Annotated in this window: 14 protein-coding genes and 1 pseudogene; 10 read left to right on the top strand and 5 right to left on the bottom strand. The window is 43.7% G+C overall.

Annotation, left to right across the window (positions count from 1 at the left end):
• Positions 1–23: 23 nt before the first annotated feature.
• The 5 genes and pseudogenes from KTR07_RS09970 to KTR07_RS09950 form a co-directional block, all read right to left on the bottom strand.
• Positions 24–824 (bottom strand): LytTR family DNA-binding domain-containing protein, encoded by an 801-nt coding sequence (locus KTR07_RS09970; RefSeq protein WP_072066284.1) that lies wholly within the window; start codon positions 822–824, stop codon positions 24–26.
• Positions 817–1,872 carry a sensor histidine kinase gene (locus KTR07_RS09965; protein ID WP_011107683.1) on the bottom strand — a complete coding sequence of 352 codons (1,056 nt, stop codon included), beginning with the start codon at positions 1,870–1,872 and terminating at the stop codon, positions 817–819. The genes KTR07_RS09970 and KTR07_RS09965 overlap by 8 nt, the downstream gene beginning before the upstream one ends.
• Before the next feature lie 16 nt (positions 1,873–1,888).
• Positions 1,889–3,192 (bottom strand): annotated as a pseudogene (locus tag KTR07_RS09960) (TolC family protein).
• A 2-nt stretch (positions 3,193–3,194) separates the two neighbouring features.
• Positions 3,195–6,227 carry an efflux RND transporter permease subunit gene (locus KTR07_RS09955; RefSeq protein ID WP_113748396.1) on the bottom strand — a complete coding sequence of 1,011 codons (3,033 nt, stop codon included), beginning with the start codon at positions 6,225–6,227 and terminating at the stop codon, positions 3,195–3,197.
• Positions 6,228–6,237: 10 nt separating this feature from the next.
• Positions 6,238–7,308, bottom strand: coding sequence for an efflux RND transporter periplasmic adaptor subunit (locus tag KTR07_RS09950; RefSeq protein ID WP_113748395.1), 1,071 nt, complete (start codon positions 7,306–7,308; stop codon positions 6,238–6,240).
• Between the two features lie 194 nt (positions 7,309–7,502).
• On the opposite strand from KTR07_RS09950, the gene KTR07_RS09945 reads away from it, so the two are divergent.
• From KTR07_RS09945 to KTR07_RS09900, 10 genes are all read left to right on the top strand, one after another.
• Complete coding sequence (locus tag KTR07_RS09945) at positions 7,503–8,804, top strand: Na+/H+ antiporter NhaC family protein (RefSeq protein WP_074858733.1); 1,302 nt, start codon at positions 7,503–7,505, stop codon at positions 8,802–8,804.
• Positions 8,805–8,912: 108 nt separating this feature from the next.
• Complete coding sequence (locus tag KTR07_RS09940; RefSeq protein ID WP_008763025.1) at positions 8,913–9,467, top strand: 30S ribosomal protein S16; 555 nt, start codon at positions 8,913–8,915, stop codon at positions 9,465–9,467.
• A gap of 176 nt (positions 9,468–9,643) precedes the next feature.
• On the top strand, positions 9,644–10,639 hold the full coding sequence (locus KTR07_RS09935) for a GntR family transcriptional regulator (protein ID WP_011107685.1): 996 nt from the start codon (positions 9,644–9,646) through the stop codon (positions 10,637–10,639).
• Positions 10,640–10,711: 72 nt separating this feature from the next.
• On the top strand, positions 10,712–12,487 hold the full coding sequence (gene fucI, locus KTR07_RS09930) for an L-fucose isomerase (protein ID WP_113748394.1): 1,776 nt from the start codon (positions 10,712–10,714) through the stop codon (positions 12,485–12,487).
• A 109-nt stretch (positions 12,488–12,596) separates the two neighbouring features.
• Positions 12,597–13,235, top strand: coding sequence for a class II aldolase/adducin family protein (locus tag KTR07_RS09925; RefSeq protein WP_113748393.1), 639 nt, complete (start codon positions 12,597–12,599; stop codon positions 13,233–13,235).
• A 15-nt stretch (positions 13,236–13,250) separates the two neighbouring features.
• A complete protein-coding gene (locus tag KTR07_RS09920; RefSeq protein WP_113748392.1) occupies positions 13,251–14,681 on the top strand; it encodes a rhamnulokinase family protein in 1,431 nt (476 codons plus the stop codon).
• 7 nt (positions 14,682–14,688) lie between these two features.
• The gene (locus KTR07_RS09915) at positions 14,689–15,081 is read left to right on the top strand and encodes an L-rhamnose mutarotase (RefSeq protein WP_008763020.1); all 393 of its coding nucleotides are present in this window, start codon (positions 14,689–14,691) and stop codon (positions 15,079–15,081) included.
• 17 nt (positions 15,082–15,098) lie between these two features.
• Positions 15,099–16,415 carry an L-fucose:H+ symporter permease gene (gene fucP, locus KTR07_RS09910; RefSeq protein ID WP_008763019.1) on the top strand — a complete coding sequence of 439 codons (1,317 nt, stop codon included), beginning with the start codon at positions 15,099–15,101 and terminating at the stop codon, positions 16,413–16,415.
• A gap of 186 nt (positions 16,416–16,601) precedes the next feature.
• Positions 16,602–17,153 (top strand): RNA polymerase sigma-70 factor, encoded by a 552-nt coding sequence (locus KTR07_RS09905; RefSeq protein WP_008763018.1) that lies wholly within the window; start codon positions 16,602–16,604, stop codon positions 17,151–17,153.
• Between the two features lie 59 nt (positions 17,154–17,212).
• Positions 17,213–18,199: a FecR family protein gene (locus tag KTR07_RS09900; protein WP_072066278.1), complete on the top strand. Its 987-nt coding sequence runs from the start codon at positions 17,213–17,215 to the stop codon at positions 18,197–18,199.
• The last annotated feature ends 22 nt before the right edge of the window (positions 18,200–18,221 follow it).

The following is an 18,221-nucleotide window of genomic DNA, read 5'->3' as shown; positions in this document are numbered from 1 at the left end:
CCTTTTGGAAGATAACAAAACAGCTAATAATTCAGCCACATTCTGAATGAAGCCATCTTGTCTTTACTTATCATTATCTTATCTTTGAAAGGTGGTTGTACATGAACGATTGCCTTTCCTAAGAAATAGGATTCAATACGCTGAATGGCATCAATACAGACTAATGTCTGACGATTCGTCCGGAAAAAGTGATCCGGATCGAGTTGTTCACTCAATCGGTCTAGTGCCAGATCAATGAGATACTCACGATTCTTATGGGTTACGGCAAAGGTGAGCTTATTTTCCGAATAAAAGTAAGCGATATCACTCACCTGTAAGGTGAATAGTTTCTCGCCACTAGAAATAAGGAAACGAGTACGATACTTTTTCTGCACAGAGACAGAGGTCTCCTGCGCAGCAGAAAGTTGCTGCAATATTTCCAGCATCCGGCTTTCCTGATTGAAATCATGGATGTAGTTCTTTGTCAATCCTTCAAAACGTTGAATGGTCTGCATCAGGCGGTCTTCATGAATCGGCTTCAAAAGATAGTCAATGCTATTCACTGAGAAAGCACGCACAGCATATTCGTCATAAGCAGTAGTAAATACAATCATACTCTCCGGATGCGCCTGTTCTATAAAAAGAAAAGAATTGCCATCCGTTAGCTGAATATCCAGAAACAGGATATCCGGATGAGGATGCTGCCCGAACCACTCTACTGCCTCTTCAATATTACCGGGCAATAACTGTACCTCCCAATCGGGACGAAGAGACAATAACGTATCCCTCAGCAGACGGGCTGCCGGAATTTCATCTTCTATGATGGCTGCTTTTATCTTATTCATAGAGCAAAGGTATTTTTACGGTAAACTCTTTCCGGTCATTTTCTACCACAATGTCACGGTTGCACAACAACATATATCGGGCAGAAAGGTTCTTAAGTCCCATTCCGGAAGTTACCACTGTTTTTTTAGTTTGTATCCGGTTTCTGACGATCAGTTCCCGTTCCTTTTCCATATAAAGAAGTTCGATAGTCATCGGTTTTCCCGTATGAATGACATTATGTTTGATTACATTCTCCGCTAACAATTGAATAGTAAGCGGAGGCAACTGAGCCTCCATACAAGTCTTCGGAATACGGTTGTCAATATGAATGCAATCGCCCAAACGAACCCTATGCAGAAAAATATAAGAGTTCAGAAAATCCATTTCCTCTCGCAGTGTTGTCAGCCTTTGATTCTGACACTGAAGAATATAGCGATACACATCCGAAAGATGCTGGGTGAACAATTCCGCATTAGCCGGATTGTAGCGAATCTCAGAAATCAAGGTATTCAGACTGTTAAACAAGAAATGAGGATTCAACTGATTCTGTAGAGCTGTATAGCGTGCCGTATTATTCTCTTTTTGCAAGGCAGCCGCTTTCTGTTGTAATCTTAACGTATTACGCATGGAACGATTGGCCAGCAACAATCCAAGGATGACGAGCTCTACCAGCCATACAGTTATAAGAATCCGCCAGCCTCCGTTGGGAAACGTAAACGGATAAGAAGCTCCTGCCAACAACTTGGCAGTTACCATTAAACCGTAGTTCAGCAAAAGAAACATCCCCATTACGATAATATAGACTGAAACCAGCTTCCAACGCCGATGCAAATTCAACGCATACTGATTATCAATCCATGAACTCAGCCTGATGGTAGTATATCCCAGCACATTAAAAGCCAGTATGAAGAACCCCAGTGTACTGACTGAATGTAGCATATCGGCAACCCGATCAGAGAAGGTTGCATAATTTATCAGTAACAGGAAAGAGAATATACCCAATCCTGAAAACAGCGCTATATACAATAAGGTGTTCAACTTTACATTCATACAGTTGGCTCTTTTCATACAAAGTTAGTGCTTTTTATCGACAATCATATCCGTGGAGCGCTTTTATTAACTCCGAATAGTGTCCTTGTGCCGCAGCTTTGGCTTGTACATAATTCACCTGCGATGTCTGCCGATAGGTTTGCGCGTCAATCACTTCCACCACTGACACTTTTCCTTCATTATAACGTTCTATTGCTTTCGCTTCATTCTCTTCTGCCTTCGCCAGTGAATTTTCGCTCAAACGAACCCGTTCCATTGCTTGTGACAGCGCTTTACGTGCCACTCCTATTTCCAGTTCAACCTGATCCATCACTTTATTCAGATTATCCTCTGCCATACCTACCCGAAAGGAGGAAGCACGCTTCTCACTTTTACGCTTCCCCACTCAAAAATAGGTACTGAGACTTTTGCATAAACAGCATAATTGGGATCCAGATCTTTCTTGAAATTATATCCGGGAGAAGAGTAACTCCCGTCTATTCCCACATAAAACTGAGGTTTGAACTGCGAATCATTCAACTTTTTCGTACTCTCGGCCATACGAATCCGGTCATAAGCCATCTGAATTTCAGGACGTGCCATACCGGTAGACAACCATGTAGAATCATCGACAACCACCACCGGTATCTGTGAATCCAGTTCCGTATGATGTTCCAGCCGGACACCAATCATAGAATTCAATGCCATCCGCCCTGTTTCAAAATTACTTTGTGCCTGGAGCAACTGGTACTCCGCTTCGTTCAGTTTTACTTCCGCCATCAGTAAATCCTGCGGATCAACCAGCCCCACCTCTACCCTTTCTTTAATTGTTTTAACCAAAGCGGCTATTGAGTTACGAAAATCTTCGGCAACAGTCACAATCTCCTGCCGGGCTACGGCACTCCAGTATTGAATATCCGTTTGATAGCAAACAGCATCATTCAATGCCTTTGCCTGATTGGCAGCAAATGATTGCTGATGTTGTGCCATACGGATGGATTCCAGTACTCGTCCGCCTGTATAGACCGGTTGCAGAATGGAAAGAGAACCACCATAGTTCAGTTGTTTCCCTTCCACTGTTCTTGATAATCCTAAAGAAGGGACATCCAGAGTCAATTCCAACGGATTCTCCGTATACTGAAAGTTAGCTGTTCCGGAAAGTTTCGGTTTCAAATCTGCCCGTGCCGATTTTTCCACTTCCATACTGGCAGCTATATTCTTCTCAGCCGCTTTCAAGTCGTGATTGTAATCCAATGCCATAGTCCGGTACTTTTCAAGAAGAGGACTTTGCTGGGCTAAAGCAGACAAAGACCCTAAAGCAAAACCACATAACAACAAGCTATATATCCTTATTTTCATCTTTATTTTCCTTTTACTTTATAAAACATTGAATATAATGCAGGCGTGACAAACAAGGTCAATCCCGTGGCAAACGTCAGTCCGAAAATAATAGTCGCAGCCATTCCGCCGAAAGCGACATCAAACAATAGAGGGACCATACCGAAGATGGTAGTGGTTGCCGCCATCAATACCGGACGGGTTCGGGAAACCGTAGCCTCAACAATAGAGGTATACAGATCAATTCCACTACGATGCTGCACATTGATTTCATCAATCAGTACAATCACATTCTTGATTATCATTCCAAGCAACCCCAGCCAACCGGCTATCGGAAAGAAACCGAAGTCAAAACCGGTCAAGAGCATCCCCACCGCAATACCTATCAAAGACAAAGGCAAGACACAAAGAATAATAATCGGTTCACGGAAATTACCGAACAGCCCTACCAGGATAACCACTAATGCAAGGAATGCCAATGGGAAATATTTAGCAATGGCCTGCATCGCCTCACCCTGATCTTTATACTGGGCATCCCAAAAGAAAGTATATCCTTCAGGAAGCTGGATGTTCTCTATTTCTTTCCGGATTTCTCCATGTACTTCCGCCATCGTATGCCCCGGTTTCACGCCACACATTGCAGCCATTGACAGCTGACGGTTATAAGTTCTCACCTGGGGAAACTCCCAGGTTGTCTCTATCCGTTCTGTTACCTGCGAAAGCGGAGCCGACCTTTCTCCATTCCATATCGAAAAGTCTCCCAAAGAATGGGTGTCCGCTATATCCACATTACCCGATTTCAAAAGAACAGGAACTTTTTTCTCATTATCCCGATAGACACCGACAGGCAAACCATCATTAATTGATTTTACCGATTCCATCATCGAAGCTTTTGTAATTCCTAATGCTCCGGCCTTCACCGGATCATATACCGGACGGATAACCATCGACATATTCCCCCATTCGTTCCGGGCATCCGCAACTTTAGGATTTTGTCGCATAATCTCAATGGCCTGCCCTACCAAAGAATCAAGTACAGCAGGGTCCGGTCCGAGGAAACGAGCCTCGATCACCGCTTCCGTTAACGGACTTAGCTCGAATTTATTTACTTTAATCAACGGTTCGGGAAACTTCAACGAAACAGAGTCCTGCAAACGGGCATGCAGCTGACGGGAAAGTTTCGAAGTCTTGCATTTCACCAAAATTTGTGCATAGTTGGATTGAGGTCCAAAGGAAACGTTTGACAAGTAATAACGCGGCGGAGTCCGTCCTACATAAGTAGATACCATTTCCGTTTCTTCCTGTCCGCGGATATACTCTGCCATATCCATCACCATCTTATCTGTTTCTTCAATCCGTGTCCCTTCGGGCAGCCACATATCCAATGTAAAATACTGCTTATCCAATGCGGGGACAAAGACCTTCGGAATGAACTTGAAACTCCATGCCGACAATACCAGCATAATGACCATACACCCAATCGTTGCATACCGGTGACGAATCACCCATCTCAATGCAGAACGAAATTTATCATAATACTTGCCTGCAAAAAGAGCCGCCTTAAGTTCGTTGGGTCTTGGCCGACGGACAAACTCCTGAATAAAGAAAGGAGTCTGCGTCAGCGCAAAGACCCAACTGAACATCAGCGAAACGCCGATAACTACAACTAAGGATGACAATAACTCGCCGGTAATATGCGGCGAATAATATATAGGTAAAAAAGTTAGAATCGCAATGACTGTCGCCGCCAATAAGGGCAACGAAGTTGAAGAACAAGCCCGCAATATGGCTACCCGTTTCCGCATTCCCCGCTGCATATTGACCAATGCCGAATCGGAGACCACAATGGCATTATCTACCAACATTCCCATAGCTATGATAATGGCAGCAAGTGACATACGTTGCAAGGCAATTCCCTGTGAAAGCATCACAATCAAAGTCGCAAAGATGGAAAACACCAATCCGCTGCCAATCAGAATACCATTCTTGAATCCTATAAAAAACAACAGAATAGCTACTACCGTTACAACAGATATAATCAGGTTCAGAATAAATCCCTGATTGCCCACTGCCGATTCATAACCCTGATCATAAATCGTCTGCAGCTCAAAACCTTCGGGCATGGTCTCTGCAAAATGGTCAATCTCCTGTTTTACCGCCTCTGCCATATCGACAACATTTCCTGTGAGTATCGTAGAAATAGCAATACCTACCGCAGGTTTCCCGTCAATCCGCATTTTGTTACTTGGAGGCGTCTGATAACTCTCTTCAATCTCTGCAATATCAGCCAGCCGGAAATGCTCTCCTGTACGTGATACGATAGTCATATTCCGAATATCATCCAGAGAATAAAAATTACCGGTAGATTCAATCCGTATTCTGTTTACGCCGGCATCAATTCCTCCGGCATCCACTACCCTGTTCTGTGCATCGAAGGCACGTGAAATATCCGTAGTCGTGATTCCACTCCGTGCCATAACGGAAGGATTAAGAATGACGTCAATCGTTGGAGACTGTACACCATAAATCTCCACTTTTGCCACATCCTTCACCCTGAGCAGTACATTCTTGATAAGCTTCGCCTGATTTTCCAGTTCCCGATATGAATATCCTTCACCCGTCAGACCATAGAAAACACCCAGCACATCACCGAAATCATCATTCACCACTGAAGGACCGGCTCCTGCAGGAAGTTTCGACTGTACATCATTGACCTTCCGACGAAGTTTATCCCACAACTGCTGCATCTCATCCGCCCGGATTTCTTTCTTTACATACACCGTGATCTTGGATAAGCCTGCCCGATTTTCAGTTTTCAGATAATATAATTCGCCTAATGACTGTATCGATTCCTCCAATACATCCGTCACCTGAGATTGTACTTCGGAAGGGGAAGCACCCGGATATGGAGTCATCACCAATGCTTGCTTAATAGTAAACGGAGCATCTTCCAGTTTTCCCATCTTGACATAAGAAAACAATCCTCCTCCCAGCACTAATATCAACAGCAGAATAGTCACCGACTTCTTCTGCAAGAAATATTTTACCAACTTCATATTCTTCTACTTACTTTTGAGCGGTAACCGCCCTTTTTTCTTTCTGAGAAATGATATCTACAGGCATTCCGTCCGAAAGAAAACGTAATTTGCTCACCGCGACTTTATCTCCTGCCTGCAATCCGCCTTTCACTTCTACTTTTCCATTGGAAAGCAATTCGCCTAAAACGACTTTTCTCTTCACGACTTGTCCTGTCGTTTGATCCACCATCCATACATAGTCTCCTTCAGTGGGACGATGATTAAGGGCCGTTTGCGGAACAGTCACCATAGGAACAGATGATGTAGCAGGAAGGTCCAACAACATTTTTCCTGAGATACCGGCTGGCCATTCTCCTTGTTTGTTGGGCAGCAATGCCGTCATCAGGAAAGAAAGATTATTGCGCGTCGTACTCTTTGAAACCTCTATCACTTTAGCCGGATATACTGCTTCGGGACGAACATCAAAACGAATACCCACTTCCTTGATTTCCTTCGCTTGAAATGCGATCTCCTGAGTAACATACGCTTCTATCTTCAACTGAGTGATATCGATAAAAGAGACGACAGACTGAGTCGCTTTCACATCCTGATATTTTTCAATGTAGACTTCCCCTATATATCCGTCAAAAGGAGCAATAAGTTTCGTATCTTCAAGTTCATTTACAGCTGTTTCATAAGCAGTTTTGGCAGAAGTATAGTCTGCACGTGCTTTTTCATAGGCACTGGCGGACAGGTTGTTTTTCTCATACAACACTTTGATTCGCTCAAATTCTGCTTTTGCCTGATGATAAACAGCTTCCGCACGTTCCTTACGAATACGAAAATCACGGGAATCGATTTCAGCTATGATATCTCCCCGATGATAGTAATTACCCGCATACACTTCGAAACGGTCAATCGGTCCGCCCACCCGAAAAGAGAGTTCGGTCTCCTTGAATGGTTTGGCAATAAACGAAAATTCACGCTCGGCAGAAGGAACCAGTATTTCCACTTCCGCCACTTTTACCCGTACAAGCTCGTTTGTTTTCTTCTCACCCTTACTACACGATGTGAGCAGGCAAAGACAAAAAATACACAATGAAAAATTAGTCGTTGTCATTCTATTCTACATTAGTTACGTTGTCAACGGCACGAAAGTAGCGGAAAGAAGAAAAAAGAACGGGAATTTAATTTCCGAAGCGGAAAAAGAAAAGATGAAACGGAAAAAGAAAAGATGAAAATCTGAGCCTTTTATCGTACTTATGTGTTTCCTTACTATCTTTGCAGTTCGAATATATACCACAATATCAATTTATGACTGAAGAAAAAATACATAAAGAACGTCATGGCAGCTGGTGGGCACTGAGTCCGTTACTCGTCTTTCTCTGCCTTTATCTGGTAACTTCCATTCTTGTTAATGACTTTTATAAAGTACCCATCACTGTGGCTTTCCTCGTGTCTTCCTGTTACGCAATTGCCATTACGCGAGGATTGAAGCTCGACCAGCGTATCTACCAGTTCTCCGTAGGAGCCGCCAACAAGAATATCCTTCTGATGATATGGATATTCATCCTTGCCGGAGCTTTCGCACAAAGCGCCAGGCAGATGGGAGCTATTGATGCAACCGTCAATCTGACACTGCATATCCTCCCTGATAATCTGCTATTGGCCGGGATATTCATTGCCGCCTGTTTTATCTCATTATCCATCGGAACCAGCGTAGGGACAATTGTAGCCCTTACTCCCGTTGCTGTCAGCCTGGCCGAAAAGACAGAAATCGCCCTTCCGTTTATGGTAGCAGTCGTTGTCGGAGGTTCTTTCTTTGGAGATAACCTGTCGTTTATATCCGATACGACCATTGCCTCAACCAAAACTCAGGAATGCGTGATGCGTGATAAGTTTCGGGTAAATTCTATGATTGTGGTTCCGGCAGCGATTATCGTACTGGGAATCTACATTTTTCAAGGACTATCCATCACTGCGCCCGCACAAGTACAGACTATTGAATGGATAAAAGTCATACCTTATATAATAGTACTGGGAACAGCCATTGCCGGAATGAACGTGATGCTGGTATTAATAATTGGTATCCTGACCAGCGGTATCATCGGCATAGCTACCGGAAGTTTTGGCGTATTCGATTGGTTTGGGGCAATGGGTACGGGTATCACAGGCATGGGTGAATTGATCATTATCACATTACTGGCAGGCGGTATGCTCGAAACAATCCGTTATAACGGAGGTATCAATTTCATCATCAAAAAACTGACCCGTCATGTCAACAGCAAGCGTGGTGCGGAACTGAGCATCGCCGCTCTGGTAAGTATCGCCAACCTATGCACTGCCAACAATACGATTGCCATCATCACCACAGGACCTATTGCAAAGGATATTGCAAAGAGATTCCATCTCGACCGGAGAAAAACAGCCAGTATTCTGGATACATTCTCCTGTCTGATACAAGGTATCATACCCTATGGAGCACAAATGCTGATTGCTGCAGGGTTAGCCAACATCTCTCCTATCAGTATCATCGGCAATCTCTATTATCCGTTTACGATGGGGATCTGTGCCCTGCTCGCTATCCTGTTCCGATATCCGAGGAGGTATTCATAAGAAAAAGAAAGGAAATATTTGTCAATCAAAAGAAAAGCTGTATCTTTGCGCCCGCTATTACGAGTTAGTAGCATAATTCAAATCATTAATTAAAAACAATTATTAAAAATGGCAACTAGAATCAGATTGCAAAGACACGGACGTAAAAGTTACGCGTTTTATTCAATTGTAATTGCAGACAGCAGAGCACCACGTGATGGTAAATTTATTGAGAAGATTGGTACTTACAACCCGAACACCAATCCTGCTACAGTAGATTTGAATTTCGACGCTGCATTGGCATGGGTACTGAAAGGTGCACAACCAAGTGACACTGTACGTAATATCCTTTCTCGTGAAGGTGTTTACATGAAGAAACATCTTCTTGGCGGTGTTGCAAAAGGCGCATTCGGAGAAGCAGAAGCAGAAGCTAAATTCGAAGCTTGGAAGAACAACAAACAGTCAGGTCTGGCTGCTTTGAAAGCTAAACAAGACGAAGAAAAGAAAGCTGAAGCTAAAGCACGTCTGGAAGCAGAAAAGAAGATCAACGAAGTGAAAGCAAAAGCACTCGCTGAAAAGAAAGCTGCTGAAGCTGCTGAAAAAGCTGCTGCTGAAGCACCTGCAGAAGAAGCAACTGAAGCTCCGGCTGAAGAAGCTGCTGCAACAGAAGCTGCTGCTGAATAAATTTCGGCAGGTTCCTAACAAGACATTTGGAAAAAGCTATAAATCCTCTTCGGTTCGCCGAAGGGGATTTTTTTTATTTCCTGCTATAGAACATATTAAAACAGTTCTCTACTTCTGAATAAATTTCTTTTCTTTGCAACAGCATAGCTCAGCACAGTCATTTATCTTATAACAGTATGAGACGAACTGATAAAAAGAAAACATTCGGTCAACAGTCCAGCAAAGTTACGCAATTAGCGGATACATTAAGCCAGGCGATTTCCATGAAAAAATTTCGTGAAGGAGATTCTTTGCCTTCCATCAATCAGTTAAGTGCAGAATATGGAGTATCACGCGATACCGTTTTCAAGGCCTTTCTTGATTTGCGCGAACGGGGACTGATCGATTCCACTCCGGGAAAAGGATATTATGTAACCAGTCAGGTGACCAATGTCCTGCTCCTGCTCGACCAGTACACTCCTTTTAAAGAAGCCCTTTACAATAGTTTCGTCAAACATCTGCCTATTAATTACAAAGTAGACTTGCTGTTTCATCAATATAATGAACGGCTTTTCAATACCATTATCCGCGAATCTGTCGGAAAATATAATAAATACATAGTGATGAATTTCGATAATGAGAAATTCAGTATGGTTCTCAATAAGATTCATCCAACAAAATTATTGCTTCTTGACTTCGGTAAATTCGAGAAAGAAAAGTATTCTTATATCTGTCAGGATTTTGATGAAGCTTTCTATCAGGCATTACTCATGCTGAAGGAGAAACTACGGCACTACCCACAACTTGTTCTGTTATTCTCTAAAAATCTGAAGCATCCCCAAAGCAGTAAAGAGTATTTTACCCGTTTTTGTGAGGAACAAGGATTTTTATGCGAAATTCAGGAAGATATCGAGAATCTGACCGTACGCAAAGGAGTAGTCTACATAGCCATCAAGCAACAAGATGTAGTGAAGGTTGTGAAACAAGGAAGACTGGAAGGACTGAAATGCGGAAAAGATTTCGGTCTGTTGGCATACAATGATATTCCTTCCTACGAAGTGATCGACGAAGGAATTACTTCATTGAGTATTGATTGGGAGATGATGGGAAATGAAGCGGCAAACTTTGTCCTGAACAATGTCCCGATACAAAAGTACCTGCCTACCGAAGTAAGACTCCGAAAGTCCCTGTGATTTTTTTTGCTGTATTTACAGCACAGTTCAGCACAGATATTAACCACTAAATAACAAAAAAATTAAGAAACCATGAAAAAGTATCCGAAAATCGGGATTCGTCCCACTATCGACGGTCGCCAGGGCGGTGTTCGTGAAAGCCTTGAAGAAAAGACAATGAACCTTGCCAAAGCAGTAGCTGAGTTAATCAGCAATAATCTGAAGAACGGTGACGGAAGTCCTGTAGAATGTATTATTGCAGACAATACTATCGGACGTGTAGCCGAAAGCGCTGCTTGCGCAGAGAAATTCGAAAGAGAAGGCGTTGGGTCTACTATCACTGTTACCTCCTGCTGGTGCTATGGTGCGGAGACAATGGATATGAATCCTCATTACCCGAAAGCTGTCTGGGGCTTCAACGGAACCGAGCGTCCGGGAGCAGTATACCTTGCAGCCGTATTGGCAGGACACGCACAAAAAGGACTCCCTGCATTCGGTATTTACGGACGCGATGTGCAAGACCTCGACGATAATACAATTCCTGAAGACGTAGCGGAAAAAATTCTTCGTTTTGCACGTGCCGCACAGGCAGTAGCAACGATGAGAGGCAAATCTTATCTGTCAATGGGTAGTGTATCAATGGGTATCGCCGGCTCTATTGTCAACCCCGACTTCTTCCAGGAATATCTGGGAATGCGCAATGAGTCAATTGACCTGACGGAAATCATCCGCCGCATGGAAGAAGGTATCTATGACCACGAAGAATATGCCAAAGCAATGGCATGGACTGAAAAATACTGCAAAGTAAATGAAGGAGAAGACTTCAAGAACCGCCCGGAGAAACGCAAAAAGCGCGAACAAAAAGATGCTGACTGGGAATTTGTCGTGAAGATGATGATCATCATGCGTGACCTGATGACCGGAAACCCGAAACTGAAAGAAATGGGATTCAAGGAAGAAGCTTTGGGACACAATGCTATCGCTGCCGGCTTCCAGGGACAACGCCAATGGACAGACTTTTATCCTAACGGTGACTATCCGGAAGCATTGCTCAACACTTCTTTCGACTGGAACGGTATTCGTGAAGCATTCGTAGTGGCTACCGAAAACGATGCTTGTAACGGTGTAGCAATGCTGTTCGGACACTTGCTGACCAATCGTGCACAAATATTCTCTGATGTACGTACGTACTGGAGCCCTGAAGCCGTGAAACGTGTAACCGGTAAAGAACTGACCGGCTTGGCAGCCAACGGTATCATCCACCTGATCAACTCTGGTGCAACAACACTCGACGGTTCCGGCCAGTCATTAGACGCAGAAGGAAATCCTGTCATGAAAGAACCATGGAATCTGACTGATGCAGACGTGGAAAACTGCCTCAAAGCAACGACCTGGTATCCGGCAGACCGCGATTACTTCCGTGGCGGCGGCTTCTCGTCCAACTTTCTTTCAAAAGGTGGAATGCCTGTTACTATGATGCGTCTGAACCTGATCAAAGGCTTGGGCCCTGTCCTGCAAATCGCAGAAGGATGGACCGTTGAGATTGATCCGGAAATCCATCAGAAACTGAATATGCGTACCGACCCGACATGGCCGACTACGTGGTTCGTTCCTCGTCTGTGTGATAAATCCGCTTTCAAGGATGTATATTCTGTAATGAACAACTGGGGCGCTAACCACGGAGCCATCAGCTACGGTCACATCGGACAAGACCTGATTACGCTTGCCTCTATGCTTCGTATCCCTGTTTGCATGCACAATGTAGATGAAAACGAAATTTTCCGTCCGGCTGCATGGAACGCATTCGGTATGGACAAAGAAGGAGCAGATTACAGAGCTTGTACAACTTACGGTCCTATCTATAAATAAACAAGAATCTTTCGTCCTATTTGATTTAATAATTTAACTTTGCCGTATCATAGTGGAAGCAGTCTTCAAACACAAGCTTCCACTATATGACGGCTTAAATAAAAACACTATGATAACTGACGAACACATCGAACTGTTTCTGGCACAGGCACACCGCTACGGAGACGCAAAATTAATGCTTTGCAGCAGCGGTAATCTTTCCTGGAGAATCGGAGAAGAAGCACTGATTTCGGGTACAGGTTCATGGGTCCCTACCCTTGCCAAAGAAAAAGTTTCTATCTGTAATATAGCCAGCGGTACACCGACGAATGGCGTAAAACCATCTATGGAAAGCACATTCCATCTTGGCGTTCTCCGCGAACGGCCGGATGTAAATGTAGTACTCCATTTCCAGTCGGAATATGCCACTGCCATCTCTTGCATGAAAAACAAACCGACAAATTTCAACGTAACGGCAGAAATACCTTGTCATGTCGGGTCGGAAATTCCCGTGATTCCTTACTACCGGCCGGGATCTCCCGAATTAGCCAAAGCAGTAGTAGAAGCAATGCTGAAACATAATTCCGTCTTACTGACCAATCACGGACAAGTAGTATGCGGAAAAGACTTCGACCAAGTTTACGAACGGGCTACCTTCTTCGAAATGGCTTGCCGCATCATAGTTCAGTCCGGCGGTGATTACTCCGTACTGACATCGGAAGAAATAGAAGACCTGGAAATATACGTATTAGGAAAGAAAACCAAATAAGTATCCGGGAATACCATGAAAGATACCACAAGAAACACATATTTAGCAGTAGACTTTGGAGGAGGAAGCGGTCGGGTCATCGCCGGCTCCCTTCTCCAGGGAAAGCTGGAATTAGAAGAAATACACCGCTTTACCAACCGGCAGGTTAAACTCGGGAATCATGTTTACTGGGACTTTCCCGCCCTGTTCGAAGATATGAAAACCGGACTGAAACTTGCTGCACAAAAGGGATATCATGTCAAAGGAATCGGCATAGATACCTGGGGAGTAGACTTCGGCCTGATTGACAAAAAAGGAAATTTACTGGGCAACCCTGTCTGCTATCGGGATGCCCGAACAGACGGAATGCCGGACAAGGTATTTCAAATACTGGATGCACAAAAGCATTACGCCTGCACAGGCATACAAGTAATGCCTATCAATACGCTGTTTCAGCTTTACAGCATGCAACAGAATCAGGATGTACTGCTAGAAGTTGCACAGCGGCTTCTCTTTATGCCCGACCTCTTCAGCTATTACCTGACGGGAGTAGCCAATAATGAATATTGCATAGCTTCCACCTCCGAACTGCTCGATGCACACCAACGAAACTGGTCGATGGATACCATCCGTACTTTGGGACTCCCCGAACACTTATTCGGAGAAATTATTCTGCCGGGAACTGTCAGAGGAACACTTAAAGAAGAGATAGGCTGTGAAACAGGATTAGGCACCGTCGACATTATCGCTGTCGGCTCGCATGACACAGCCAGTGCCGTTGCTGCCGTTCCGGCAACTGAAGGTCAAGTAGCCTTTCTCAGTTCCGGCACCTGGTCATTGTTGGGAGTCGAAGTGGATGAACCCATATTGACGGAAGAAGCGAGACTGGCTCAATTTACCAATGAAGGAGGCGTAGGCGGTCACATCCGATTCTTGCAAAACATTACCGGACTGTGGATTCTGCAACGCTTGATGAGCGAATGGAAGCTACGTGGCGAAGAACAAAGTTATGATATGATTCTTCCGCAAGCTGCGGACGCAGAAATTGACACGATTATTCCCGTGGACGATGCAGAGTTCATGAACCCCGAAAATATGGAAACAGCCCTTCTGAACTACTGCCGGAATCATTCACTTAAAGTTCCCGGAAACAAGGCAGAAATGGTCAAATGCGTACTACAGTCACTGGCCTCCAAATATCGTGAGGCGGTAGCACAGCTCAATCGTTGTCTCCCCTCTCCGATTCACCGGCTAAACATTATCGGAGGAGGCTCACAAAATAAACTGCTCAACCAACTTACTGCCAACGCACTCGGCATCCCTGTTTATGCCGGACCGGTAGAAGCCACAGCAATGGGGAATATCCTGACTCAGGCAATGGCGAAAGGAGAAATATCCAGCCTCCGGGAAATCAGAGAAATAGTAAGCCGCAGTGTTACACCACAAGTATATTACCCTGAAAAATAAGAAAGATATGGAAACACCTCAAACTGGCTATCAAGTAAAAACCTACAACGTCCCTGTCAAGCGATATTGCCAGACTCTTGATCTACGGGATTCACCGGAGTTAATAGCTGAATATCGGAAAAGACACAGCCAGGCAGAAGTTTGGCCCGAAATCCTTGCAGGAATCCATGAAGTTGGTATCCTTGAGATGGAAATTTACATTCTCGGCACCCGTTTGTTCATGATCGTCGAAGCACCCGTCGACTTTGACTGGGACACAGCCATGGCACGTCTGAACACTCTCCCCCGGCAACAAGAATGGGAAGAATACATGTCCATCCTCCAGCAGGCCGCTCCGGGAATGAGTTCCGCTGAGAAATGGAGACCCATGGAGAGAATGTTCCATTTATATAATACCTAAAATAACAAGAAATTACCATGAAACACACTAAGCAGTCTATTATCTCAAAGGATGGCGTCAGCTATCTTATTCCATTCATACTTATTACCTCCTGCTTTGCACTGTGGGGATTTGCGAACGATATTACCAACCCGATGGTAAAGGCATTCTCCAAAATTTTCCGGATGAGCGCTACCGACGGGGCACTGGTTCAGGTAGCCTTTTACGGTGGATATTTTGCCATGGCTTTCCCTGCCGCCATGTTCATCCGCAAATTCTCTTATAAAGCCGGAGTATTGTTAGGACTCGGCCTGTATGCTTTCGGAGCCTTCTTATTCTTTCCCGCCAAGATGACAGGAGAGTATTACCCGTTTCTGATCGCTTACTTTATTCTGACCTGCGGACTCTCCTTTCTGGAAACCAGTTGCAACCCCTATATACTTTCTATGGGAACGGAAGAGACAGCTACAAGACGTCTGAACCTCGCCCAGTCTTTCAATCCAATGGGATCGCTGCTCGGAATGTACGTGGCGATGCAATTTATTCAGGCTAAACTGCACCCGATGGGCACTGATGAACGCGCTTTACTGAACGACAGTGAGTTTCAGGCCATCAAGGAAAGCGATCTTGCCGTATTGATAGCTCCTTATCTCACTATCGGACTCGTTATTCTGGCGATGCTGCTTCTGATACGATTTGTAAAAATGCCCAAGAATGGAGATCAGAATCACAAAATAGATTTCTTTCCTACGCTAAAACGTATTTTCACCCAGACACGCTATCGGGAAGGTGTAATAGCACAATTCTTCTATGTGGGTGTTCAGATTATGTGCTGGACCTTTATCATTCAGTATGGTACACGCCTGTTTATGTCACCAGAATATGGCATGGATGAAAAAAGTGCGGAAGTTCTGTCCCAGCAATACAATATCGTAGCGATGGTTATTTTCTGTATCAGCCGCTTTATCTGTACTTTCATTCTGCGCTATCTCAATGCAGGGAAGTTGCTCATGATCCTTGCCATCTTCGGAGGCATTTTCACATTAGGAACGATCTTCCTTCAGAATATCTTCGGACTGTATTGTCTGGTAGCAGTTTCCGCCTGTATGTCTTTGATGTTCCCTACCATTTACGGAATTGCATTGAAAGGTATGGGAGACGATGCCAAGTTCGGGGCAGCCGGTCTGATTATGGCCATTTTGGGAGGTTCCATACTTCCTCCCTTGCAAGCAAGCATTATTGACATGAAAGAGATAGCTTCCATGCCGGCTGTCAATGTATCATTCATTTTGCCATTCATTTGTTTCCTGGTAATCATCGGTTATGGCTACCGTACAGTGAAAAGGAACTGGTAAAAACTAACTTTAAGATAGTGACACTATCCTGTTGCGATAGTGTCAGCATCCCACTCATATAGTGACACTATCCGGACCGGATAGTGTCACTATCTTTTTTCTTTTTTATAAACTATTCCTTTTTTCTTCGTATCTTAATTTAATTTGTTTACATTTGTCTTTCGATTTCAATAATCTGTTAACCCGATGACCCCAGATCAAGACGAAAGACTTTTAGCGCAACAATTCGAAACAATATTCACGAAGTATTATTCAGTAGTGAAATATTTCGCCCTAATGCTGCTTAAATCCGAAGAAGACGCGAAGGATATTACCCAAGATGTTTTCACTAAACTATGGACTAAGCCTGAATTATGGGCAGAAGTTCCTAATCCGACTCCTTATATCTATACTCTTACTAAAAGTACAACTCTCAATTTTATCAAACACAAAAAAGTAGAATTGGCTTATCAGGAGAAAATTATAGAAAAAACTCTCATCGACGAACTTTTCCAATCAGAAGATACACTCAACCCCATCTATTATAAAGAGGCGCAACTAATCATCAAATTAGTTCTCGAACGTCTCCCGGAACAACGCAGAATGATTTTCGAAATGAGTCGTTTCAAGCATATGAGCAATCTTGAAATAGCCGAAAAACTAAATATTTCGAGACGAACAGTGGAACATCATATCTACTTAACTCTGCTTGAAATGAAAAAAATCATCTTTTTTGCATTTTTTCTGCTACTCCCTTAAGTAAGCTGCCTTAGTTAATTGAAGTATTAATATAACAGTTATAACATTAATACCTCAATATGAAGAATTACTTTCAGAAAATAATAACATTATTCACCGGAAATGACTATCCGGAATCTACCCAGCAAGATTTCTACAAGTGGCTGGTAGATGAAGAGCATACTTCCGAAAAAGACGAAGCATTACAAAAATTATGGGATGAGGCTCATAAACAGAGAACTGCAACCGACATGCAGGAGGCTTATGAACTTTTGAAAAAGAATGCCGGAATACCTCCCATACAACGAAAAAGAACAATCCGACCGATTCATATATGGCAGGCTGCCGCTGCGGTTTTCTTTTTAGTAGCGGCTTCTTCTGTTTACCTTTCTACCATCGGCAAAGAAATACAAGAAACTCTTATTCAGCAATACATTCCAACTGCTGAAATAAGGACTCTCACTTTACCCGATGGAACTCAGGTACAGCTGAACTCACAAAGTACACTTTTATATCCACAAAACTTTACCGGGAAAGATCGTAGTGTCTTTTTGATCGGTGAAGCTAACTTTAAAGTTAAACCGGATAAGAAACATCCGTTCATCGTCAAGTCCAATGATTTTCAGGTGACGGCGTTGGGTACGGAGTTCAACATTTCGGCTTATCCGGAAAATTCGGTGTTGGCAGCCACATTGATTTCAGGAAGCGTATTGGTAGAATACAATGATTTAAAATCGCAGGTGATTCTAAAACCGAATGAGCAGCTGGCTTATAACAAAAATACTCATTACCATAGCCTGGACCATCCGGATATGAAAGAAGTTACCGCCTGGCAACGTGGAGAACTTGTGTTCAGAGAAATGTCCGTCAAAGATATCATCACAATCCTTGAACGTAAATATCCTTATACATTCGAGTATCAGCTCAAAACTCTGAAAGACGACAGATATAGTTTCCGGTTTAAAGACCAGGCACCACTATCTGAGGTAATGGATGTGATAGTAAATGTAGTAGGTCAAATGGACTATAAGATACAAGGAGACCGCTGTTACTTAATCCCCAAGTAACGGGTATCATCCCAAAAGAAAA

The organism is Bacteroides sp. MSK.20.82 (genome assembly GCF_019052485.1).
GTDB classification, from domain to species: Bacteria; Bacteroidota; Bacteroidia; order Bacteroidales; family Bacteroidaceae; genus Bacteroides; species Bacteroides thetaiotaomicron.
Note: the sequence above shows the minus strand (reverse complement) of the source record. Positions and strands in the feature narration are given on the sequence as shown.